Below are 24,393 nucleotides of genomic sequence, written 5' to 3' on the forward strand. Positions count from 1 at the left end.
GTAAGTATAACTGCTATTGCATGTTATGATTCAAAAAAATGAATCTTTAAGATACTTACTCCTACTTATTAATTAAAACAAAGATAATACTTTTTACACATCTATCACGAGGCAAATGTTAATTAACTATTCTATTGCCTTTCCTTGCTTTTACCCTTGCTTTCTCAGCTCTTTTATTAAAGAAAATATAATACCCTGTTATAGGCAAGCTTGCACCTACCAAAGAGAAAAAACAAGTAAATATCTTTGACCAGATACCCCAATAGTCTCCTACATGCAATGAGTATACCCATGCCCATACCCTGGTAGTTCCTTCCTGATCTTTGAACAATGTTGTACGTGTTATTTCTCCATTTACTTTATCGAAATCATATTTATCAGTGGCTCTCGATGTAATAGAAGATTTAAGATGAACAGTTGCTGAACCGTCTTGGATACGAATATATTCATAATCGGGATTAGATGATTTCAATGCATTCAGTACTCCCTGCCAAGCAAGGATATTAAGTTCTTCTTTTTTAGGCTTCCCTTTTCCTTGACGTCCGCCTCCATGCCCTTGCTCTTGTTTTGTTTCTACCCCGAATATTTTAAAAACAGTATTACGATACCAATCAAAAGACCAAACCATTCCTGTAAGGGCACAAATCAATAGTACCAGACAAGCATAAGCCCCTAATACATTATGCAGATCATAAAGCATGCGTTTCTTTCCTTTACGCAATTGAATCTTAAATCGGCTCCTTTTCATTCTGCGTGGCATCCAGATTATAAACCCACTAACAAGAATAACCACAAATAACAAAGTAGATATACCTACTGTATATTTTCCCCAAGTACGACTACCATCCATTAACCAGCGATGCAATGACATGATAGTAAAAAAAGGACTTTCACGAAATTCATATATTCCTGTAACTTTTCCTGTATACTGATCCACAAATGCAGAAATACGAAATCCTTCGCTCAGGGTCATTCTATAGGTACGCTTCGGATCGTGTGAAACCTGCACATTAGCGACAGTATTACTATCCAGCTGGGCATTGACCATAGGAATCAACTCATCCATAGGAATTGGCGCATCTTTTATATTATCTACAAAGTAATGGGAAGGATTAGATAATTCCAGTATTTCATCTTGAAATACAAGGATTGCACCGGTTAAACAAATAATTGTTATCATGATTCCAACAGGAATCGAAAGCCATTTGTGCAATTGTTTTAAAAACTTTCTCATGCAGGGGTTAAAACTTAAAAAAAGTTCCGATGAATTGAGTAACAAACAATACATCGGAACAAATTATCATCAAAGTTAAGTAATCTTGTTAATTTCTATTTAAATAGGCATCGACTACCGGATTAAACTAAAACTATCATCAATGCAAAATTGAAATTTATTACCGACTCTCGCAATCGCAATTAATAGTGATATTTATACTCCTAAATCACCATAAATAGTGATTGGATTAGAAGCGATATGAAACTGAGGCGGCAAAATTGCGAGGATCGATCTGATTGATGTAGCCTCCACGATAATAAGAGTTATATCCCAATTCGTCAAAGATGTTATTGAAGAACACACGGGTAGTAACACGTCCTATACCATATGCCAATTGTACATTAACAGTAGTATATGCGGGCATATCGAAAGGCTTAGTACCTACTAGAGTACCTTCATGTCCATTCGGTTTTAAGCTGTAGTCATCAACAGGTCTTTTTCCTACATAATAAGCTCCAACTCCTACAGATAATCCTTTCAAAGGACTTCTGTCTAAAGTATAATAAACCCATCCATTTGCGGTATGCTTAGCTGCATTTATCGGAGCAGAGTCTTCTTGATACGAAGGACTGTTTTTATATTTTGCATTAGTATATGAATAACCTAGCATTACTTGAAGATTAGTCAGTATACGTCCGCTCAATTCTACTTCCACTCCATTTCTTTTCAAATCTCCGGCTTTATAATAATAACCTGTTGTAACCTGAGTTCCGGTCTTCTCATCATATTCATATTCTGAATTAGTAAGATTATCTGTAAGTATATCAAAATATGTAAAATTGAAACGAAGTCTTTCATTCAACCAATCCGACTTGATACCGAATTCCCATTGTTTAGTTGTAGCCGGCCCAGCGAGAGTTACTCTGTCGGTAAGTATATTAGCTGCATTTCTAAGATTTGTACTTGTCGTATATGAGCCGAATACATTCACATTCTTAAGCGGTGTCAACATAATTCCGGCCATAGGATTCCAAGCATCTTCGGTAGTGACTCCCCCTCCAACATTATTTGTAGAAATAGAACTATAGCGTAATCCCAAAATAGCTTTTACATATTCATTGATAGTCATCACTTCCTGAGCCATAATACCATATGTAGAGTAATATGTATTGACCGGATCTGCAAGCTTTACATATTTATTTATAGAATCCTGACTTACCCAATTAGGGATAACTGATGAATTTACAATATCTATATTTCCTAATGCATATGAAGAAGAGCTTCTGGTAGAAACATCAGCAGTTCTATAGTCAAATCCCAGTTGAAATGTATGTTTGATACTTCCTGTATATACATCTTTACCAACCAAGTCTAATTGGAAAGTAGAATTCTTATCATCTCTTAAACTTCTGGATAAAGATCTCGCACGAACATTGTACTGATCTTTGATAGCTTTGGTTCCAATAGAAGTGCTGAGATTATCAAATTTGTAAGACGAGCCGAAATAAGCAGCTCTTACACTGATTTTATCTGCTATCTGCCTTGTGATACGGGCAGCATATGTAGTCATCTTGGTATTGATGTTATCGGCAGTAGTCCCTAAGAATTTATCATGAGGTATTTCATACATTGCCTCAGTAGACATATCAGCAAGGTTTATTGCACTCGAAACAGGTGTTCTGTTATCATTCATATAGTCCATTTCGAGAGTGATGGTTGTCTTCTCGTCAGGACGCCATTCTAATGAAGGATTAATATATACTTTATCTAATGAAACAATCGGACGATAATTGTCTGAACGCTCATATGCCCCATTTAATCTGAATGCAATGGTTTTTTCCTTATCCAACACAGACTGAACATCGAATGTAGGACGGAATTGGCCCCAACTACCAGTACGAATACCAACCTCTCCCCCATTTACAAACTTAGGAGTTTTAGTCACAACATTAATAATTCCCCCGGCATTACCTATATCTGTTATGACACCTTGAGTAATAGCGGCAGATCCTTTGATCATCTGTATACTTTCCACACCCTGCATATCGGTAAGAATAGACGCCGTTTGAAGTTGAGAGTCTGTTCTTACTCCATTCTTCAAAACAGGAATCCCGCGAAAACCACGACTAGAGAAGCTTTCTTTAACGCCTCCGTAAGACCCGAAAAGAATAACTCCGGGTACATTGCGTACAGCATCTGTCACGGTTAATGCACCTTGTTCGGAAATTACCTTATCGGAAATTACTGATATACTTTGTATCTGCTCACTAGGTCGTAATGGCATACGTGTAATCGCATCAAGTTTTTCCGGTTGTTTGTAGCGTTCGCCGAACACTTCAACTTCACTCAGATTAGTATTAGGCTCCAAATCAAATTGTAAATAAGCTTCATTATCATTTGATAAGTTCACCTTCTTTACACAGTTTTTATAACCGACAAAACTAACCTCTACCGTCATTTCCGCCTGAGGCAGTCTTATGAATCTGAACTTACCATCTTCATCTGTAGATACTCCTTTTTGTAACTCTTGAACAACAACAGTCGCCGAAGCTAAAGGCTGACCTTTATCATCATAGACTCTACCTTTTATTGTTTGGGCAGCAATAAAAGACATATTAAGAATAAGAGCTAAGAATAGAAAACCAAATCGTCTCATTTATCTTTATTTATTTAGAATAGATTAAAATAATCGAGCGCAAAGATCTCTATATTCAGTTTTTTTCACAATCACAACAAATAATGAAATTTATGTCTACTTATCACTATAAATTGGTATCCGATGCAAAGAGATACAAAAAAAGACAGCAAGTTTTAACACTTGCTGTCCTTCATATATCTATTCTTTACTAAGATCGTTATCTCCTTTTCACTAATCTTATAATTTCGCCTATCCAAAGTACGACAGAAGTTCCTCCTATAATAATACCCCAGTCTTGTATAGTCAAAGGCATTGTGCGGAAAACCTCACCTCCGAAAGTAACAATAATTATTTGTCCGGCTAAGATTATTAATGCTACAAGTTCAAAGCCTGCACTTTCTTTTAACCCCGAAAACGCTGATTTTCCAGTAGCATACGCTTTTGCATTAAACATATTCCAGAACTGAAGCAAAACAAAGACAGTAAAGAAATACGACAGGAAGTATCCTTCACGATCTGCCTCATCTATATAGCTAAAGAATGAATTCAAATGTTCTGGAGCTGAAAAATAATACATCATGCTCAAAAGCAGGATAACAAAAAGGATTCCTGTAATAAGAATATGTTTTGCGATAGACTTTGTAATAATAAAGTCAGTATTCTTTCTTGGCTTACTATTCATCACATTCGGATCAGGCGGCAGAGAGGCCAGCGCACCAGCAGCGAATGTATCCATTATTAGGTTTACCCAAAGCATCTGTGTCACTGTAAGGGGCAACTCATGACCGAATATAGACCCTAAAAACACGATTAACAAGGCTGCTACATTTATCGTCAACTGAAATAGTATAAACCGTTGAATATTCTTGTATAGTGACCGTCCCCACATTACGGCTGTAGCTATGCTGCTGAATGAGTCATCGAGAAGTGTAATGTCACTCGCTTCTTTAGCAACTGATGTCCCTGAACCCATTGACAAACCAACATCGGCATAGTTAAGAGCCGGAGCATCATTCGTTCCATCTCCTGTAACTGCCACAATTTCGCCTCGTTGTTTTAACAAATGAACAAGGCGCTGTTTATCGGTCGGACGAGCTCGACACATTATCTTAAGATCTTTTACTCTGCTCAATGCCTCTTCGTCGGAAAGAGCTTCGAAATCAACTCCTCCTATAATATTTAAATCGGTATCTTCATCATCACTCCATATCCCTATTTGACGACCGATTTCTTTAGCCGTTCCAAACGTATCTCCTGTTACAATTTTGACACCTACTCCTGCATTCAAGCAGCGTTTCACAGCATCGGGAACATCAGGACGCACAGGATCGGATATACCTGCGATACCCAAAAATATCAAATCATCAGAGACTAATTCTTCTACTGAAGAGTCTCCTTCATCGTCGATATATTTGTATGCAAAGCCAAGTGTACGCATAGCCTGGTTTTGATATTGCAGCAGCTGATCGTTCACTCTTTCCTTAAATTGATCAGCAGAGATGTTTCCTTCCTCTGTAGCAACAACCTTGCATTTACTGAAAACAACTTCAGGCGCACCCTTTACATATAATACTTTTCTCTTAAGCTTCGGCGAATCGACTAGCGTAGCCATAAATTTCCGTTCCGTAGAGAATGGTAGTTGATCTAGTAATTCTTCTTTACCACGAATATTACTATAAAGAATTTTATTTTTATTTAGCCAAAGCAATAGTGCTCCTTCAGTCGGATTACCTAAAGACTCTACTTTCTCAGGATGCGATAAATCAAGAAAAGCCGTTGAATTTACTGAAATATTACCTATTACCAAGCGACTAATTTCGCTATCTGTCAGGATTTGATCTTCAATCCCGTAAAAATTAGTACTAGCCACCTGCATTTGGTTCTGGGTCAATGTACCAGTCTTATCGGTACAAATAACTGTAGTGGCACCCATTGTTTCCACAGCGTGCATTTTCCGCACCAGATTATTCATTTTCAGCATGCGACGCATACTCAAAGCTAAACTCAATGTCACACTCATCGGCAAACCTTCGGGAACTGCAACTACAACCAATGTCACAGCCACCATAAAGGCCTGCAGTATACTTGCTGCAATATCTATGCTTATCCACGAATTTACATCGAAAGGATTGACTCCAAAAATAAATCCAGAAGAGGCCAAAACTACTGCTACCAAAGAACCTATAAGAAACCATTTCAACCAGCTTCCATTTTTTACAGACTTAGGGAGCTTGATGTCTTTTCCGGTGAGCTCGATACCATCATAGATTATTGGCAACCATACTTTTACCATTGCTATTGCCAAGCCTATCATCACCGCACCCAACAGTCCTAACTGACCCAATGTAACAGAAACATCCGGATTTAAAAATGTATCTTTTACAAATAGAACAGAAAATGTAAGTATAGCCAAAATCAGACCGATAACTCCGATAAATTTCGCAAGAGAATCTAGCTGACGGTTTAAGGGTGTTTCACCTTCTACTTTTTCTGTGGCCTTTTCTGCTACTTTACCAAACTCGGAGGCATCGCCTACACGGGCAACTTCAAAAACACCATGTCCATTTATCACTTTAGTTCCACGCAGAACCCAGTTTGAAGGATAAGTCACTCCTTCTTCAAAATGATCGGGGTCTATTGTCTTGTCAATGCTAAGCTCTCCGGTAAGGCATGACTCATCTATTTGCATAGAAACTGCATCGAGAAGCTCTCCATCGGCCGGAACCTCATTCCCCATTTCGAGAAAAACGACATCGCCAACTACAATATCTTTTTTCGGTACTTGCTTGATATTACCGTTACGCATCACGGTAACCATGTCTTCATCGTTAACTTGATTCAGTATATCAAATTTCTTATTGGCGTCCATCTCAAACCAGAAAGAAACTCCGGTTGCAAGTAAAATTGCACAAAATATACCGATGGTTTCTATATATTCGTTGTGTATAATCGATATACCGAGAGACAGAAATGCTGCGATAAGCAATATACGAATAATAGGATCATCAAACTTTTTTAGAAATAGCTTCCATAGAGGTTCCTTTTTTGGTGGAGTAAGGACATTCTGTCCATACTTCTTCCTACTTTCTTTTACCTGACTGTCGGTAAGTCCCGAATAATTTTTCTTTCCTTCCATTATTTTATTAATAAGTATATTCCTTTAACAATAACGAGTTAATCCTTGTTTAAAAAAGAGACAAAGTTATCCTTATTGAAATAAAAATATAATAGCCTCAAGTTAATTTATTGTTACATTATATGAGAATACTCTACCAAACAATAAAGGAGTAGATCATTACAAATTCTACTCCTTATACTTATAAATTATTAATTATTTCAATTTTCGGGTTCAACCCAATCGCCGTTATCTTTTATTAATTGGACTAAACGTTCTACAGCTTCTTCCGATGATATATTCTTCTCTATCAGATTCTTCTTTTTATATAAAGATATTTTACCCTTCTCAGCCCCTACATAACCATAGTCGGCGTCTGCCATTTCTCCGGGCCCATTCACAATACAACCCATGACCCCAATTTTGAGATGCGTCAGATGTGAAGTCGCTCCTTTTACCAGAGCTACCGTTGTTTGCAAGTCGAAGAGTGTACGACCACAGCTAGGACATGATATATACTCTGTCTTACTAGTACGTATACGGGATGCCTGCAAAATACCGAACATATAGGCATCTATATTTTTCTTTGAAATATCTCCTTCATTTTGAAGCATAATCCCATTTCCAAAACCATCGAGATAAAGTGTACCGAAATCAGTCGCAGCTTTTATTTGCAGATCTTCAGATTCATTTTCATTATACTGACGATTGGGAATGATCGGAGTATCGCAATCATTATTCATCAATGTATGTATAAATGCACGTTGTTCTCCTATACCATTGATATGGTTTGTAGTAAGAATAACGACTATAGATTTACTCCCTTTTAATAAAGTAATTATATCATCATTAAGTTCCGGATATGATAATCGCAGGAATTTGATAGCTGCGTCATTCTCTTCTATTTTTTCCCAATTAGATTTATCGAACAATGGATATGTATTTTTATCACCTTTCCATCCTGTAACATCTATAATAGACGGAATTGCACGCGGAGCAGCAACAGGCAGTTCTTTTCCCACATATATGTAATCGGGCAAGAAATGACTATTAAATTCAAAATTCCCTTGCGAGCGATCTGAAATAACTACTGGTAAATTATCTCCTCCTATATTTCCTACAGCATAGGTTTCTCTTCTATCTGTAGAAAATGGCGAAAATTTATCACTTACCTTAGCAATTATTTCGGGATGATTTTCCTTTTCTCCGATATAAGCTACTAGTTTGCGAGCAACAGGCACTTCAAATTCAGGATCTTCGCTTAGCGATACACGAATAGTATCCCCTATTCCATCAGATAGAAGCGAGCCAATCCCTACAGCCGATTTTATACGTCCGTCTTCCCCGTCTCCCGCTTCGGTTACACCCAAATGAAGAGGAAAGTTCAGCCCCTCTTTCTCCATACGGGCAATAAGGAGTCGTACAGCTTTCGACATGACAACGGTATTGGAAGTCTTCATCGATATAACAATATCATGAAATCCTTCATCGATGCAAATGTGTAGAAATTCCATGCAAGATTCGACCATCCCCTCAGGGGTATCTCCATAGCGGCTCATAATACGATCTGACAAAGAGCCATGATTGACTCCTATACGAATAGCCGTCTTATGCTCTTTACATATATTTAATAGAGGTATAAATTTTGCCTTTATTTTTTCTATCTCCTGGGCATACTCCTCATCTGTATATTCAAATGTTTCAAATGTTTTTACACGATCTACAAAGTTTCCGGGATTGATACGCACTTTTTCGACAACTTTGGCGGCCGCTTCTGCCGCACGTGGGTTGAAGTGTATATCGGCAATCAAAGGTGTCTTATATCCCTGTCCCCTGACCACATCTTTTATGTTTCGCAGGTTCTCTGCTTCGCGTACACCTTGTGCTGTAAGTCTGACATAGTCAGCTCCGGCTTTTACAATTCTTATTACTTGTTCGCCACTGGCTTCCGTATCGTTTGTGTTTGTATTCGTCATCGACTGAATACGTATAGGGTTCGAGCCTCCCATGGGAGTATCGCCAATCCTTGTTTCGGAGGATAGCCGTCTCTTATAATTAAAGTAATTCATATATGAATTTTTTAGTTGTATCCAGAAAATAAGGTGATAGCCCTATTTAATCTTCTGTTAGTTATAACAAAGATAGAGTTTTTTTGTTTTGGCAAGTAACAGTGTTGTGAAAACTGGATTTCATTGATCTAAAAACATCTTAAATACATATAGATATTTCCTGTCAATTACTTTATCTATATGGAAAAATATTAAAAAAAGGGGATATTGCAATGTTGAGAAAAAGCATTAAATCTGTACACTTTTGTCACTTTTTAGTTAAAAATAGAGTTAAAAAAATAAAATATTAGACCCGACAGTCGCTCTTTTTGTTTAAACATCTGATAATAATTAAAGAATAACATCGAAAACCTCAAAAAGAGTACAACTTTGTCACTTTTTAGTTAAAATATAATATTTGGCAAATCGAACTTTTAATGTTTATTTTACATAATCTAATATCAAAAATCACATCATGAAAAGGAAATTAAGCACTCTGTTAATTTGTTGTTTTAGCCTTGCCATTTCTGCTCTTTATGCAGAAGTACAATTACCTCGGATTTTTTCAGACAATATGGTACTGCAACGGGACAAGCCTATAAAAGTATGGGGTTGGGCAGACAAGAATGAAACCGTAGAAGTCCGTTTTATCGATCAGGTAAAAAAAGTAAAAGCCGACAAGAATGGAAATTGGCAATTGCAATTGGCCCCAGTAGCATACGGCGGCCCTTACTCTATGGAAATAAAAGGTAAGCTCAACAGCATTACTTTCAAAAACATCCTCGTGGGTGAAGTATGGCTTTGTTCGGGACAGTCGAATATGGAATGGACAGTAAGTAATGTAAACAATGCCACTACCGAAATAGCAAACGCCAACTATCCGGAAATAAGATCGTTTAATGTTATAAAAGATCTGAGTATAAAACCTAAAACGGATTTAGAGGGAACATGGCAATTGTGTTCGCCCGAAACTGTAGCCAATTTCTCGGCTGTAGCTTACTTTTTTGCCCGTAAATTGAATAAGGAACTAAATATTCCTATTGGTATCATCAATTCTTCATGGGGAGGTACGGATATAGAAACATGGACAAGTCCTGATTCTTTCAACAAATTACCCGAAGCCTTTAGTGAAAGGTATAAAAATATTCAAATTACCGATTTCGATAAGTTCGTAAAAGAAAACGGAGAAAACAAAGAGGCATATCTTAAAGCCCTTCAGAACGATCCGGGAATAACCGAAGAATGGTTTGCTCCGTCTTATAATTCAGACTCATGGAAGAAAATGCAAATCCCTCAATTGTGGGAAAATATATTACCAGAGGCTGATGGTATTATTTGGTTCAAATATACGCTAAATCTACCGTCTAATGTAGAAGGTAAAGCTGCTACATTACAACTTGGGGCAATAGACGACAATGATATAACATGGATAAATGGGGTCAAGGTAGGTGAAACGGAAGGCTACTCTGTGAACAGAATCTATAAACTTCCGGCAAACATTCTCAAAGCAGGCTCAAATGTCATTACAGTTAAAGTTACGGATAATACCGGTGGCGGAGGCCTTTATGGAGAACAAGAAGATTTATGGATGGAAGTTGACGGTAAAAAATATTCTCTAGCAGGAGAGTGGTCGTATCAAACAGCGGTTATAAACAAAGATTTTAATTATATCGACTTGTCTCCCAATATGTATCCCTCTCTGTTATACAATGCGATGATAAATCCCATTGTCAATTTCGAGATTAAGGGGACTATTTGGTATCAGGGTGAGAATAATGCTTCTCAGGCATATAACTACCGTACGTTATTCCCTAACATGATAAATAACTGGAGAACGAAGTGGGGCTATGAATTCCCTTTTTATTGGGTACAATTAGCCAATTTTATGGCCAAAGATATAACCCCTGTAGAAAGCGAATGGGCCGAGCTAAGAGAAGCACAAACTATGACTTTGTCTCTTCCTAAAACAGGTGAAGCAGTGATTACAGACATAGGTGAAGCAAACGATATACATCCTCGCAATAAGCAAGATGTAGGTCTTCGTTTGGCTCTGAATGCGCTAAATAAAGATTATGGAAGAACAGATATTATATATTCAGGACCTACTTTCAAATCGATGGATATAGATGGGAACAAGGCTATTATCCATTTCGATAATATAGGGAAAGGACTATATACAACTAATAAATATGGATATGTAGAAGGGTTTGCCATTGCCGGAGCAGATGATAAGTTTGAATGGGCTAAAGCATATATCGAAGGTGATAAGGTGATTGTTTATTCAAACAACATATTAACTCCTGTATCGGTACGTTACAGTTGGTCTAACAATCCGGATGTAAACTTATTTAATATGAACGGCTTACCAGCGGCTCCTTTTAGAACTGATACACTAAAAGGAATTACACAAAAGAAATAAGTAAATAATAAAAAGAATCGCCCTGCTATCTGATGGATAGCAGGGCGATTGATATAACTTATAGGTTGATTATTTAGCAGCAAAAAACACTGAATTCTCAACCGATTGACGGAAAGCCAGAACTCCATTATTAGATAGCTCTACAACTCTTTCCTCGCCGTTAGGTAGATAAACGATCGCTTTGCCGTCCTCTTCCATTTTGATAATTTTCGTAGAATCTCCGTTTGCTACAGCACTCCATGTGTTAGAATCCTTATCGTAAACAAGATCAACTTGTTGGCCGGTCTCGTTCTCGATTTGATACCCGTTTTCCAAAGTTTCAACAGTATAGATACCATTTTCACCCTGAACTTTTTTTACGATACCTGCTTCTACAGGGTTCTCTCCAGACCAAAACTCGATAGAGTTGAGCACCAATATATCCGCAGCCATACAGACTTCGTATACAGGAACAATCCATAGAGCGACAAATACAACTTCATTAACGAACTTGTTGTCGATAGTCTGATTCCAAGCCAAAACTTTCTTAGATAGATTGAAAGAACCGATACATGAACTAAACATAAATGCGCCTGCCAGGGCAACTGCAGCCACTGAAAAAATTCTTTTCTTCATAAATTTACGATTACGATTACATTAAACATCTTAGCAAAGATAAAATAAAATATATAATATAATAATCACGAAACCTTATCTTTTATTGCGAGGATGATGTTCTATTATCTCCTGACGCAAATACTCTCTATCCATATGAGTATATATTTCGGTTGTTGTTATTTTTTCATGCCCCAACATCAATTGTATCGCACGTATATTAGCACCGCCCTCAAGCAGATGAGTAGCAAATGAGTGACGAAAAGTATGAGGGCTAACCGTCTTTTTTATACCGGCCTGTTCTACATATTGCTTTATAAAATGGAAGACCATAATACGGGATATGGCTGTACCCCTATTACTTAGAAACAATACATCTTCATGCCCTTTCTTTATATCCATCTCTTTCCTATAAAACAAATATTTCTCTATTTCATTAATAGCAGTATGAGAGATAGGGACCAACCTCTGTTTACTCCCTTTACCATCAACCTTGATAAAGCCCTCGTCAAAAAACAGATTGGAGAATTTTAATTTGATAAGCTCTGATATTCGAAGTCCACAACTATACAAAACCTCAAGGATAGCACGATTGCGTTGCCCTTCTTTTGTTGAGAGATCAATAACCGACATCAATTGTTCTATCTCTTCTAAAGAGAGAACTGTGGGGAGCTTTAGCCCTATCTTAGGTGTATCCAGCAGTTCTGTCGGATCTGTATGTATATAACCGTCGAGCACAAGAAAATTATAGAATGACTTTATTCCCGATATAATACGAGCTACTGAACGTGCGTTTATTCCCAAATCGTAAAGCTGAGCGATGAACTGCTGCAAATTGTCTAATTTTACATCCTCAGCTTTCAATCCTTCATTATCTAAAAATCCGGCCAGCTTATCCACATCGGTCATATATGCATCTATCGAATTAGGTGACAATGACTTTTCCAGTAGAAGGTAATTCCTATATTTCTTTATTATATTATCTTTTGTTGCCATCGGTATTTGAATATGAGTACAAATATATATCTTTGTATGATGAGTTTAATCAGTTAGAATTGACTTAATCTCTTTCTTTGTTATGAATATATTCAAATCAGCATTCAATTATCTTATTACCAGATATACGAAAATACAATTACTGATTATTCTGGTTATCATCGTTTTCGCATTCTTTATCAGCGAAAGCAATATATTCTCACGTTTCGGTTATGATGCTAAGATTATAGAACTCAACAGCCAGATAGAATATTACCAAAACAAGACTATTGAAGATAAACAGAAACTTCAGGAACTTCAATCAGACAAAGACCGTATAGAGAAATTTGCCCGTGAAAATTATCTGATGAAGAAACCGGACGAAGATGTTTTTATTGTAGAATAACACCAAATAATGAAAAAAAGCCATAAGCTAAAGAATACGTTTTTTCAAATATCGGCAATACTTATCCTTCTTGCTGCCATTGTATATTATTTCGACACTACAATAGCTAAGTATATTATGGTTGTAGGTGTTGCAGGCTTTGCGGCAACCACATTTACAACACCTTACCCGGGAAAAAGTCTTAGGGGAAAACGTCTTTTCAATATTCAGATATTTGCAGTACTGCTCATGGCTGTCTCGTCCTTCCTAATGTTCAAGAATATGAGCGAATGGGTTGTTACACTACTTATTGCAGCCATACTTACCTTGTACGCGACTGTTGCCTTATCGATGGCATACAAGAAAGAGCAAGAGGAAAAAAATAAATAGCAAATTTGATCTATCTCTAAACAAAAAGGATTGCCTTATCACTAAGACAATCCCTCCCCAATCTTCATTAACAAAGAACCCTCCACTTAATGGGAGTCTTTATGCCTTTAAGGCTTCATACCCATTGCCAGTATATAACCTTCATTTTTAACGCAGTTATTGAATTTCATATTTTCCAACAAATCAGACATAGCTTTCTTTACTAAACTTTGGTTTGGTCTCGTCTTCCGTATCTTCTCGAAAGTTGCTCTATCCTGTTTTGTATACTCCACAATCAAATCCCAGTTTTCAGGCTTAGGAATAGTAACCATACAGCTATTAGGTACCATTTTTTTATAAGGCCAATAATGCCATCCTATATTATTTCGCTCCATCAGGCGCGTCCAACCTGCAATCCATTCATTTGTATTCTCTCCTGTCTCTCCCATATATATCGGTAGATTGACACTGTCTCTAAATTGAACAAAATCCTGAATATTAGCCTGTAATGTATCGCACCAATAACGATGGCATGTATACATTAATTTAGAATCAAATTTAGAATCTTTAAATACTTTGAAATTCCCATTCCATTGTGCCCCACCCAACAATACGATATGGTTCTTATCTACGGTGCGAATAGCTTCCACACATCTTTTATATAAGGACTCTAAAGAATCGTTCAGATGAGCATCGGCTTCCAGAAAGTAATGTGCGATAGGTTCATTTAATAAATCATAACCCAATACAATTGTGTCGTTTGCATAATGTGAAGCCACATTTTTCCATATATCGCAAAACATCGCTTTACTACCCTCATCGGTCATCAACCACGGGAAGCCATAGCTATCATCTATATTATCTCCGGTTTGTCCACCGGGAGCATCGTGCATATCTAATATGACATATAAGTCTTGTTGGCGGCACCATTCTATAACCTGATCGATAAGTTCGAACCCGTCATGAGAAGAATCCAATCCCATATAATCTTCATTGGTAAACTGTTTATAATGAAAAGGTATTCTGATAGAATTCATACCTGTCGATTTGATATATTTGATATCATCTTCTGTTATATAATTCTTCTTGAATTCTCTCCAAAATTGATTTGTAAAGTCAGGGCCAACCATCTCACAGAAGGCTTCATTGATCTTTCTATAAGAAGCGGCTTCCCCTCCAAAGAAGAACATATATCCTTCGGGATTAAGCCAATTTCCAAGATTGATCCCTTGTATAAAGAATTTTTCGCCATCCGGCTTCACCAAGTTTGGGCCGTCTATCCGAATAAACCGACCGCCATTATCAGTTACAGCCTCCTTAGGCTGACATCCAATAAAGACAATGGGTAATAATAGTAAGTAAATTAGTTTTCTCATTATTAAAGTCTCTTGCTTAATTTATTATAGTAGTACCGGAAACAACTGGAAGAGAGGCATAGGGATTATGAAAATTTAGTGTTTCCTATGCCTTTCATCATCTGCCTTATTCTGTCAAGGAAAAAGAACTTTTTAGCGTAGCGTTGCTACTACCGCCAACCCATATATTGAAGTCTCCGACTTCGGCTTTCTTAATTAAATCGTGACCATAGAAAGCTAAGTCATCCGCAGTCAATCTAAACTCAACAGTTTTGCTTTCTCCTGCTTTTAAAGCTATACGTTCGAAACCTTTCAGTTCTTTAACCGGACGCACAATAGAGCCTACTATGTCTTGAATATAAAGTTGAACCACTTCTGTACCATCTACCTTACTTGTGTTCTTAAGGGTTACCTTTACGGTCAATGTACCATCCATAGGAATAGATGTTGAAGACAGACTCAAATCTGAATATTCAAATGTACTGTACGACAAGCCATATCCGAAAGGATAAAGAGGATCCTTACCCGAATCCAGATAAAATGAAGTATTCCCTAGCGACGTCTGCCCCGCTTCGAGTTCAATTTGATCAAGAGTCATCACTTTTTCAGGAGCAGGACGGCCCGTATTATTATGATTGTAGTACATAGGAATCTGTCCTACTTCACGTACAAATGTCGTAGGAAGCTTGCCACTTGGATTTGCTTTTCCAAAAAGGAGATCAAGAATAGCAGGTCCCCCCATTGTTCCCGGATGGAAGTTAAAAAGCACAGCATCCGCATAAGGAAGATCGCGTTCGATAGTAAGAGGTCTTCCTGCCATAATTACCAAAACGACAGGTTTACCTGCACTTTTTACTGCTTTCAATAATTCAGATTGTGCCCCTATCAGGTTGATATTCGACAAAGAATGTGCTTCTCCCGACAAGATAGCCTCTTCCCCTAAGAAAACAATTGCAACATCAGCCGATGCAGCAGCCTGTTTCGCTTTCTCAAAATTAACCGTACTCTTATCTCGTGAGTAACCTAAAGCCGGTTCGTAAACATAATTGATGTGTTTATAATCTCCCTTCAATGCGCCAATAGGTGTTATCGTATAATTTTTATCACCATCGAATACCCATGTTCCCATCTGATCGTGAGGAGCATCGGCTAAAGGCCCGATAATAGCTATCTTCTTATTCTCAGAAAGTGGTAATGTATTATTATCATTCTTTAAGAGAATAGCGGATTCGACAACCGCTTGTCGAGCTGCTTTGAGATGATCGGTAGCATAAAGTACTGAAGGCTTGCTAGTATCTGTATAAGGATTTTCAAATAATCCCATTCTAAATTTTACACGAAGTATATTACGAACTGCGTTATCAATAACAGATATAGATACCTTACCTCCTCTTACCAACTCAGGCAAATATTTAAGATATGCACCACTTACCATCTCCATATCGACACCTGCATGGGCTGAAATGTCTGCTACCTGCTTATTATCTTTGGCAAAGCCATGAGCAATCATTTCTGCCATCGATGCCCAATCGGACACTACAAAACCATCGAATTTCCACTCATCACGTAGAATATTCTTCAAAATATAACTATTTCCTGATGCGGGGATCCCATCATTATCATTAAATGAAGTCATCAATGTAGCAGCCCCCGCTTTTATGGCACTATGAAAAGGAGGTAGGTATACATTACGCATAAGATGGGGAGGGATATTTGTAGTATTATAATCCCGTCCTCCTTCAGCAGCTCCATAGCCAATGAAATGTTTTACACACGCAGCAATAGCATTAGGATCTTTAAGATCTCCATTACCCTGAAAACCTTTTACCATAGCTGCTCCAAGTTGAGCACCTAAATATGGGTCTTCGCCCAAACTTTCGGCAATACGCCCCCATCGTGCATCGCGAGATATATCAAGCATAGGCGCAAACGTCCAGTTTACACCAGTAGAACGTGCTTCTATAGCAGCAATACGAGCTCCATCTTCGACCAACTGGCGATTGAATGACGCAGCTTGTCCAAGAGGAATAGGAAAGATAGTTTTGAATCCATGGATAACATCCCGTCCAATAATCATTGGTATTCCCAGACGACTTTCTTTCATAGCTGCCTCTTGCAACTTATTCACCATTACAGGGTCTACTATATTGAGTAAAGATCCTATTTGCCCTTTTTTTATCGGATTAACAATATTGTCGTTCAACATCTTGTCAGCAGCTTGTTTGATAAGTGCCACTTTCTCACTCTTAGTCATTTCGGATGGCTTCTTTTGTCCTTGTCCTCCGGCAATACCCATTCTGATAAGGAACGTATCCATATCATCATCACTGTATTGGGCTATTGCCTTATCATCAACAGCGAAAAAACTAACTTGATTCATCTGCCCGATCTTCTCGTCCAAGGTCATCTTCGACAACAGTTCCTCTACTCTACTATCAACATCTTGTTGCGCATATCCTGTCGAAAATAGCCCCGACAAAATAAATATGCCCAATAATCCTAGCTTTTTTATTTCCATCTATTTATATATTTATAAAAGTCTCTGACTTATTCATTGTTTTTGATATACCCTTACATAATCTATTACATAACGGGCAGGAAAAATATCAGGGTCTATGCCTCTAGTTCCACCCCAATTCCCTCCTATTGCAAGATTCAGTTTTAAATAAAAAGGTACATTGAAAGGCCATGTCTTTTTATCCATCTTCTTATCATTCTCGAAATAGAAAAATTCTACTCCATCAACATATCCTTTTATATAATCCTCTGTCCATTCCACAGCATAGATGTGAAATTCGTTCTCTATTCCTGCAACCTTTTTTGTAGCCGTTTTCTCTGTATGTTGAACATGATTGTATGCTGCTGTATGTACCGATGTATGTGTTGTATCAGGTTTGTAACCGACATATTCCATAATATCTATCTCTCCGTCAAGAGGCCAATCGTTAAAATCTTGGGGAAGCATCCAAAAAGCCGCCCATGTACCTTTCCCGCCGGGAACCTTAGCTCGCATCTCGAAATAGCCATATTTCCATGATTGTTTTGTATTCATGCGGGCCGATATAATATCGGAACCCTGATAAGGTTTATCCAATTTCAAGGCGGTAATAACAAGGTTGCCATTTTCTATTTTGGCAACAGTATCATTACCCTGTACCCTATCCACATAGTTCTGGGGTTCGTTATTCCCCCAGCCATGATTCCCCGTTTCGAACCACCATTCATTGTCTGGTAATAAAAGCTTCGAGTCATTGAATTCATCCTGCCATACCAATTTGTATCCTTGAGGAATACTTTCGGTCGTATTATCCTGACTACAAGCAGTACTAATAGGAATAAAAAGAAGAATGATAACAGATAAGAAAAAATTTAATTTCATGCTTTTATAAAAAATGAAGGTTGCCTGAAAAAGGCTCTTTTTCGGGCAACCTTCTTAAAATTATATTATTATTCTATAAATTATTTTTTAGGAACAAGCCTATACCACCATCCATTACCGGATTCTACTGTACTCACAACTTTCAGATACAATACATTTTCATTCAGATCAAGAATGTCATATGAGTGACTTCCCGTATAATGACCAAAAAATGCACCATCTCCTAATACCAACGATTTCGCAGCTTCGTTCATTGTAAAAGTATATGATGCCGCAGGAGTATACTCTACATCCCAATCTCCTGCAGGTGGCTGAGTTGCATTAGTATAACCTTTCTTAGCCAGATCATCTTTTCCCGCACCGTTTGTATAAATTTTCCCTTCGTTCTTCCATACTAGTTTCAACCCGGTTGTTTTAGACATAGAAAAAGTAAATTCTTGTTTATACAGACTTGATTCGGCTTTTCCCCCAGCCGGACAACTCCACCAAGAAGGTTTACTATCGGCCGCAGGTCCAACTCCAAAATGTCCATCTTTTTCACTATCGTAGATCCAGGTTTTACCATCAGTATCGTCAAATCCTCCTGTCAAATCACGATATATTTGAGTATCGAGTAAGGCGAAATCATCATCTGCAATAGTTATTGTTTTCGAAATAGAAGTAGATCCTCCTGATGTATATAAGGTCATTGTTATTGTATATTCTCCTTTGAAAGGATACTGACCTTCAACTTCAGCACCTTTACCTTTACTATAATTTCCCAAATCCCAAACAGGAATGCCAGCTCTAGGAGATGTATTCTTTATAATCAGAACATTCGGTGTTTCTGCTGATGGAGTCACACTAAAAGCCAGCTCTCCTGGTGTCGGATCAGAACCCAATTTATAATCGTCGCTTTCTTGAGGATTACAAGATGTCAGAATATAGAATGACATCAATGCAAAGATTCCATATTTTATTATATTTTTCATCTTTATATACTTTTATTGAGGTTTATTTCCATTGACCATTTTGTTTCAATTCAAATTCCGTTCCTTTAGTACTTTCCATATCGGACTGAGGTATAGGAAGATATTTCATCCAATCTTGGAATGTACGTACAGAATTATGAGCTGCATCATTTTCTGTCAATACTGTAGGAGCATCACCCCAACGGACCAAATCCCAGAAACGCATGCCTTCTCCTAGAAATTCGCGGCGACGCTCAAGTTTTATATTCTCTACTGTGGCAGGAATAGACTTATCTTTTCCGAATGCACGCTTGCGGATCCTGTCTAAACAGCTTTGTGCAGAAACGCCCTGCTCGGCTTGTCCGTGCATTTTAACTAATTCGGCATAGTTCAGCAATGTTTCAGCAAAACGAAATATACGAAGGTTGTTTGCAAAGTTCAAGTCCTGATCTCCCGGTAAATCATTATATCCTACACGAGCAGCATATTTACGTTGAAATAGGCCTGTATCTTGAAAACGTTTTGTATATGCAGCTCCCGTCCAATCATTGATAGAGCCATCGCGACGAGTATCTTCCTGACTTTCATATATATTATAGGCCGATTTACGAACAGGAGCAAATCCCCATCCCCCCTTGAATATACCATTAGGATCTTTCAATTCGTTAGGAGATATAAATGCTGGCAGATTGGTTCCGAATCCTTGCCATCCGGTAGACCAAGTCTTCCCTTCAGGAAGCTGATTACTTTCAAAAATAGATTCTATACAAAATTCGTTCTCATCATCCCACATTGCCCCAAAATCTTCAAAAAGATCAAATTTTTCACTCTTGATAATATCTGCCATATCTTTTGTAATTTCAGCATAACGTGATTCATCTTTTTGATACAAAACAACACGAGCCTTGAGCATTAGTGCCGCAGCCTTTGACACACGTCCTACATTGGCTCCAACCATATTCATTGGCAATCTATCTTCTGCGCAAGCAAAATCTATATCTGCCATAATTTTCTCATACACCTGATCGGCTGTAAGCTGTTTGGCCATATGAGGGGGATCGATCAGCGCCTGTTCAAAATATGGTATATTACCCCAGAACTTCCATAAAAGATGGGTGTAATAGGCTCGTAAGAAGTGGGCTTCTCCCTTATATTGTTCCAACTTTGTATCTTCTATACCAACAGCATTCTCGGCCAAATTGATAACATTGTTACAGCGACTCAATCCGGTAAAATAAATATTCCAAAGGCCTCCTACTGTCTCTGCTGCCGTAGAAGTAAATTGAGATAATTTATATAATTGTCCTTGGTCTCCGGCATCACCACCACCTTTGTAGATATCATCGGAACGCAGGTCTGACATTAATAGAACGGCATTATAGTTATTATCGGCATAGCTGTCGAATAAAAGAATTTGATAGGCCGAACCAAGATTAGCTAACAAGGCGAATTCGGTTACAGCAGTTCCTGTCTCCTGCTTTTCGGTTGGAGTAGCAGTCAAGAAATCGTCTCCACAGGAAGAAAAAGAAATACTCCCTGCCAGTGCTATTATAATTGGTAAAAATTTATATTTTTTCATGTTCGTATTATAATTTAAAAGATTAGAAAGTAATATTTGCTCCAACAGAAATAGTTCTGGATTGTGGATAGATACCACGGTCTACACCAATTCTATTATAATCGCCAGTAGCAACCTCAGGGTCGAAACCATCATAGCCTGTAAATGTAAGAAGGTTCTCGGCCGATACATAAACTCTTAATTTCTGGATCGTGGCCTTTCTGGTAATAAAAGATGGCAATGTATAGCCTATCTGTGCTGTCTTTAAACGTAGATATGAACCATCTTTTACATATAGGTCTGAAGATCTCCAGTTTTCGTTCGGATTAGCAGTAGTCATACGTGGGATTCTGTTAGAAGTCCCTTCTCCATGCCATCGTTCTAATATCCATGAAGGACGATTCATAGCCGGAATATCTCCACGTTGCGAAAAATCGAATATATCATTACCTGCTGTTCCCTGGAAGAATAGATTAAGGTCAAATCCTTTCCAATCGGCACCTATTGTAAAACCGAATGTCCAGTCGGGCATTCCTTTTCCTATATTTATTTTATCATTGTCGTCAATTACTCCATCTCCGTTTACATCAACAAAGCGTACATCACCAGGTTGTGCTTTCGGTTGCATCAATTGCCCGTTATTGTTCTTATAAGCACTTACTTCAGCCTCACTCTGGAATAATCCGTCAGTCTTGTAACCATAGAAGAATGGCCACACTTCACCATTTTGTCCTTTTATATAGCTACCTAGCCCAGAAGCACCCGCTGTTTCATAAATTGCTTCTCCGTTTGCATTACCCAGTTTGATAAGTTTATTCTTCATATACGATGCATTCGCAGAAATATGATAACTGAAATCACTAATATCTTGTTTCCAACCGAGTTCAAACTCTACTCCCGAATTCTCCATATCACCGACATTGGCCATAGGAGCTGCCTCGTGACCTACATAATTAGGGATCGGCTTTCTCATGAGCATACCGTTTGTTTTCTTCTTAAAATAATCGAAGCTAAAACTTAATGCGCTTCCTAAGAAACGGGCATCAAAGCCAAAGTCTGTCTGCTCGGATTCTTCCCACTTAATATCGGGATTTGCTATTGCCGATGGAGAAACTCCATATTGCATAACACCATCTTTCCCTTTATCGGCTATACTGTAACCTCCTCCATAATAGTAGTTTTGTCCGCCATCCATTAACGATGTATAGTAGAAATTACCAATATTTTCATTACCGTTTTTACCCCAGCTGAAACGGAATTTAAATGAATTGAACCAATCGGGAGTAACACCCTCCATATATGGTTCGTTCAACACATTCCATCCAACAGATACAGCAGGGAAAGTAGCCCATTTATTATTCGGTCCGAATCGGGAAGATCCATCACGGCGAATAGTAGCCTGAACCATATAACGTTCGGCATAGTTGTAGTCTACACGTCCGAAATATGAAGCCAGAGAATTGAAATTTGTTCCATCTGTTCCTCCAAAAACACGTTCATCGTCTCTATCGGCTGTTGCTGAATTTATATTAGCCTTATTAGGGTAAAGCTCCAATAAATCGTAATCGCTACCTCCTAATTGGCGACGTTTGTATTTTTGTGCTGATTGTCCTAAAACAACATTAACATTGTGTTTTCCTTCAAAAGTCTGATTATAGGTTAACACATTTTCTACCTGCCATTTATATCCACGATTCATTTCACTCCAGACAGAGCTTCTTTTTACATCTTTTCCCATAGTGGATGAAAAATAAGGGAATTCGTATCCATCAATACCCCAGAAAGCAAGGTCAAATCCATAGCTACTCTTAAATTTCAAGATTGGAAGGATATCTATTTCACCCCAAAATGTGCCTACAAATTTATCTTCATTATTTTTTTCTTTTCTCGGACGATTCAACATGGCCACCGGATTGGATATTTCCTGAAATCCTGCAGGAGGAATGGAGAATACTCTATCATCCTTATCCTTAACTGCATACGGATGATCTTTTAGTATCTGGTCTGCAGTTTCTTTATCCGCATATAGCGGTACATTAGGATTGAAAGCTAAAGCACTACCAAGTACGGAACCGTATTCGGAGTTGGCATCTATACTTGTAGACTTACCTCGTGCATACGATACATTAGCTCCTACCCGTACTTTATTTAGGAATGACCTATCCTGGGTTTCGAAGGCCGTATAAGTTGTATTGGAACGTACACTCCAACGATCATAGTTGGATTGGCCATAGTTGCCACCAACGATGCCTTCCTGATTAAAATATCCAAGCGAAAGAAAATACTGTACTTTATCGTTTCCTCCATTCAAACTTACCTGATGATTCTGAACAGGAGCATCGTAATTGAATGTTTCGTCCTGCCAATCCGTCCCTTTTCCTGCCGAACCAATTTGCTCGTTGGTATAGCGAGGAGCGTTTCCATCGTTTATCTGAGATTCGTTCATGATAATCATATATTCTTTAGCATCAAGAACCGATCTCTTCTTCCATGGATTTTGCCATCCGTAACTGAAATCGTAATTTACAGTTGTTTTGCCTATTGTTCCACTTTTGGTTGTTACCAATATTACCCCATTAGCAGCACGAGCTCCATAAATAGCTGCCGAAGCTGCATCTTTAAGTATTTCCACAGATTGAATGTCTACAGGATTCAGATAGCTTATACCTCCATCTACAGGCATACCGTCTACAATATAAAGCGGGTTACTATTATTTACTGTACCTATTCCACGAATACGAACTTTTGATTCAGCTCCCGGTTGTCCTGAACTTTGTGTAATCTGAACTCCCGAAACTTTACCTTTTAGGGCATCCTCAACTCTGGATGGTTTTGCAGCATTGAGTTCGCTTGCAGTTACCCGGCTGATCGCTGCAGTTACTACACTCTTTTTCTGTACACCATAACCAACAACGACGACTTCGTCAAGCATTTGTTGCGAAACGCTTAACGCAACATCAATTGTTGCTCCCTTTACACTATGTTCTTGTGTAATATATCCTACATATGTAAAAACAAGAGTTGCCCCCATAGGAGCTTTAATCGAATAGTGACCATCCAAATCAGTCATGGTTCCATTTGTCGTACCTTTTTCAGATACTGATACACCCACTAATGTTTCTCCTGTAGCTGCATCTGTAATGATTCCTTTTATTTCGGATGTTTGTCCGAATACAGCCAAGGAAGAAAAAAGAAATAAAGGAATAATAAATAAAATTTTCCAAAAGAAGGGTTCTCTCTTCATGATTGTTAATTTAAGGTTGATTAGAATTATGATATTTAGAAACTTTTAGGATTCTCTTGCAAACTTATTTGCTTCTCATGTGTTTTTAAAGAAAATTAATACATCAAAAACTCAAAAGCAGATACTAATAAATACTACATAAGTACTA

At 37.9% G+C, this 24,393-nt stretch carries 15 protein-coding genes; 3 read left to right on the plus strand and 12 right to left on the minus strand.

Annotated features, from left to right (window positions below):
- Positions 1 to 118: 118 nt before the first annotated feature.
- From JGH11_RS02110 to JGH11_RS02125, 4 genes are all read right to left on the minus strand, one after another.
- Positions 119 to 1,234 carry a PepSY domain-containing protein gene (locus tag JGH11_RS02110; protein ID WP_201109913.1) on the minus strand — a complete coding sequence of 372 codons (1,116 nt, stop codon included), beginning with the start codon at positions 1,232 to 1,234 and terminating at the stop codon, positions 119 to 121.
- Positions 1,235 to 1,463: 229 nt separating this feature from the next.
- Positions 1,464 to 3,830: a TonB-dependent receptor gene (locus tag JGH11_RS02115; RefSeq protein ID WP_236263828.1), complete on the minus strand. Its 2,367-nt coding sequence runs from the start codon at positions 3,828 to 3,830 to the stop codon at positions 1,464 to 1,466.
- 241 nt (positions 3,831 to 4,071) lie between these two features.
- Positions 4,072 to 6,990 (minus strand): calcium-translocating P-type ATPase, PMCA-type, encoded by a 2,919-nt coding sequence (locus JGH11_RS02120; RefSeq protein ID WP_201109915.1) that lies wholly within the window; start codon positions 6,988 to 6,990, stop codon positions 4,072 to 4,074.
- 200 nt (positions 6,991 to 7,190) lie between these two features.
- A complete protein-coding gene (locus JGH11_RS02125; protein WP_201109916.1) occupies positions 7,191 to 9,038 on the minus strand; it encodes a 4-hydroxy-3-methylbut-2-en-1-yl diphosphate synthase in 1,848 nt (615 codons plus the stop codon).
- A 454-nt stretch (positions 9,039 to 9,492) separates the two neighbouring features.
- On the opposite strand from JGH11_RS02125, the gene JGH11_RS02130 reads away from it, so the two are divergent.
- The gene (locus JGH11_RS02130; RefSeq protein ID WP_201109917.1) at positions 9,493 to 11,436 is read left to right on the plus strand and encodes a sialate O-acetylesterase; all 1,944 of its coding nucleotides are present in this window, start codon (positions 9,493 to 9,495) and stop codon (positions 11,434 to 11,436) included.
- Positions 11,437 to 11,505: 69 nt separating this feature from the next.
- Here JGH11_RS02130 and JGH11_RS02135 read toward each other — a convergent pair whose 3' ends face one another.
- Together JGH11_RS02135 and xerD are read right to left on the minus strand one after the other, a co-directional pair.
- Positions 11,506 to 12,051: a DUF3332 domain-containing protein gene (locus tag JGH11_RS02135; protein WP_201109918.1), complete on the minus strand. Its 546-nt coding sequence runs from the start codon at positions 12,049 to 12,051 to the stop codon at positions 11,506 to 11,508.
- Positions 12,052 to 12,126: 75 nt separating this feature from the next.
- Positions 12,127 to 13,026, minus strand: coding sequence for a site-specific tyrosine recombinase XerD (gene xerD, locus JGH11_RS02140; protein WP_201109919.1), 900 nt, complete (start codon positions 13,024 to 13,026; stop codon positions 12,127 to 12,129).
- Positions 13,027 to 13,108: 82 nt separating this feature from the next.
- Between xerD and JGH11_RS02145 the strand changes: the two genes are divergently transcribed.
- Entirely contained in the window at positions 13,109 to 13,411 is a 303-nt protein-coding gene (locus tag JGH11_RS02145) for a septum formation initiator family protein (protein WP_201109920.1), read from the plus strand.
- A gap of 9 nt (positions 13,412 to 13,420) precedes the next feature.
- Complete coding sequence (locus tag JGH11_RS02150) at positions 13,421 to 13,780, plus strand: hypothetical protein (protein ID WP_201109921.1); 360 nt, start codon at positions 13,421 to 13,423, stop codon at positions 13,778 to 13,780.
- 107 nt (positions 13,781 to 13,887) lie between these two features.
- Here the strand turns inward: JGH11_RS02150 and JGH11_RS02155 are convergent, their stop codons facing one another.
- From JGH11_RS02155 to JGH11_RS02180, 6 genes are all read right to left on the minus strand, one after another.
- Positions 13,888 to 15,135 (minus strand): glycoside hydrolase family 5 protein, encoded by a 1,248-nt coding sequence (locus JGH11_RS02155; protein WP_201109922.1) that lies wholly within the window; start codon positions 15,133 to 15,135, stop codon positions 13,888 to 13,890.
- A 106-nt stretch (positions 15,136 to 15,241) separates the two neighbouring features.
- Positions 15,242 to 17,632 (minus strand): beta-glucosidase BglX, encoded by a 2,391-nt coding sequence (gene bglX, locus JGH11_RS02160; RefSeq protein WP_201109923.1) that lies wholly within the window; start codon positions 17,630 to 17,632, stop codon positions 15,242 to 15,244.
- Between the two features lie 33 nt (positions 17,633 to 17,665).
- Entirely contained in the window at positions 17,666 to 18,493 is an 828-nt protein-coding gene (locus JGH11_RS02165; protein ID WP_201109924.1) for a family 16 glycosylhydrolase, read from the minus strand.
- Between the two features lie 80 nt (positions 18,494 to 18,573).
- Positions 18,574 to 19,464, minus strand: coding sequence for a PKD domain-containing protein (locus JGH11_RS02170; protein ID WP_201109925.1), 891 nt, complete (start codon positions 19,462 to 19,464; stop codon positions 18,574 to 18,576).
- 22 nt (positions 19,465 to 19,486) lie between these two features.
- Positions 19,487 to 21,022: a RagB/SusD family nutrient uptake outer membrane protein gene (locus tag JGH11_RS02175; RefSeq protein WP_201109926.1), complete on the minus strand. Its 1,536-nt coding sequence runs from the start codon at positions 21,020 to 21,022 to the stop codon at positions 19,487 to 19,489.
- A gap of 22 nt (positions 21,023 to 21,044) precedes the next feature.
- On the minus strand, positions 21,045 to 24,245 hold the full coding sequence (locus tag JGH11_RS02180; RefSeq protein WP_201109927.1) for a TonB-dependent receptor: 3,201 nt from the start codon (positions 24,243 to 24,245) through the stop codon (positions 21,045 to 21,047).
- Positions 24,246 to 24,393 lie beyond the last annotated feature (148 nt).

It is taken from the genome of Dysgonomonas sp. Marseille-P4677, from assembly GCF_016652235.1.
Lineage (GTDB): Bacteria > Bacteroidota > Bacteroidia > Bacteroidales > Dysgonomonadaceae > Dysgonomonas.

Excerpts from the sequence above, each read along its gene's own strand:
- JGH11_RS02110 (WP_201109913.1), bottom strand. The coding sequence starts at position 1,234 with ATGAGAAAGTTTTTAAAACAATTGCACAAATGGCTTTCGATTCCTGTT.
- JGH11_RS02115 (WP_236263828.1), bottom strand. The coding sequence starts at position 3,830 with ATGTCTTTTATTGCTGCCCAAACAATAAAAGGTAGAGTCTATGATGAT.
- JGH11_RS02120 (WP_201109915.1), bottom strand. The coding sequence starts at position 6,990 with ATGGAAGGAAAGAAAAATTATTCGGGACTTACCGACAGTCAGGTAAAA.
- JGH11_RS02125 (WP_201109916.1), bottom strand. The coding sequence starts at position 9,038 with ATGAATTACTTTAATTATAAGAGACGGCTATCCTCCGAAACAAGGATT.
- JGH11_RS02130 (WP_201109917.1), top strand. The coding sequence starts at position 9,493 with ATGAAAAGGAAATTAAGCACTCTGTTAATTTGTTGTTTTAGCCTTGCC.
- JGH11_RS02135 (WP_201109918.1), bottom strand. The coding sequence starts at position 12,051 with ATGAAGAAAAGAATTTTTTCAGTGGCTGCAGTTGCCCTGGCAGGCGCA.
- xerD (WP_201109919.1), bottom strand. The coding sequence starts at position 13,026 with ATGGCAACAAAAGATAATATAATAAAGAAATATAGGAATTACCTTCTA.
- JGH11_RS02145 (WP_201109920.1), top strand. The coding sequence starts at position 13,109 with ATGAATATATTCAAATCAGCATTCAATTATCTTATTACCAGATATACG.
- JGH11_RS02150 (WP_201109921.1), top strand. The coding sequence starts at position 13,421 with ATGAAAAAAAGCCATAAGCTAAAGAATACGTTTTTTCAAATATCGGCA.
- JGH11_RS02155 (WP_201109922.1), bottom strand. The coding sequence starts at position 15,135 with ATGAGAAAACTAATTTACTTACTATTATTACCCATTGTCTTTATTGGA.
- bglX (WP_201109923.1), bottom strand. The coding sequence starts at position 17,632 with ATGGAAATAAAAAAGCTAGGATTATTGGGCATATTTATTTTGTCGGGG.
- JGH11_RS02165 (WP_201109924.1), bottom strand. The coding sequence starts at position 18,493 with ATGAAATTAAATTTTTTCTTATCTGTTATCATTCTTCTTTTTATTCCT.
- JGH11_RS02170 (WP_201109925.1), bottom strand. The coding sequence starts at position 19,464 with ATGAAAAATATAATAAAATATGGAATCTTTGCATTGATGTCATTCTAT.
- JGH11_RS02175 (WP_201109926.1), bottom strand. The coding sequence starts at position 21,022 with ATGAAAAAATATAAATTTTTACCAATTATAATAGCACTGGCAGGGAGT.
- JGH11_RS02180 (WP_201109927.1), bottom strand. The coding sequence starts at position 24,245 with ATGAAGAGAGAACCCTTCTTTTGGAAAATTTTATTTATTATTCCTTTA.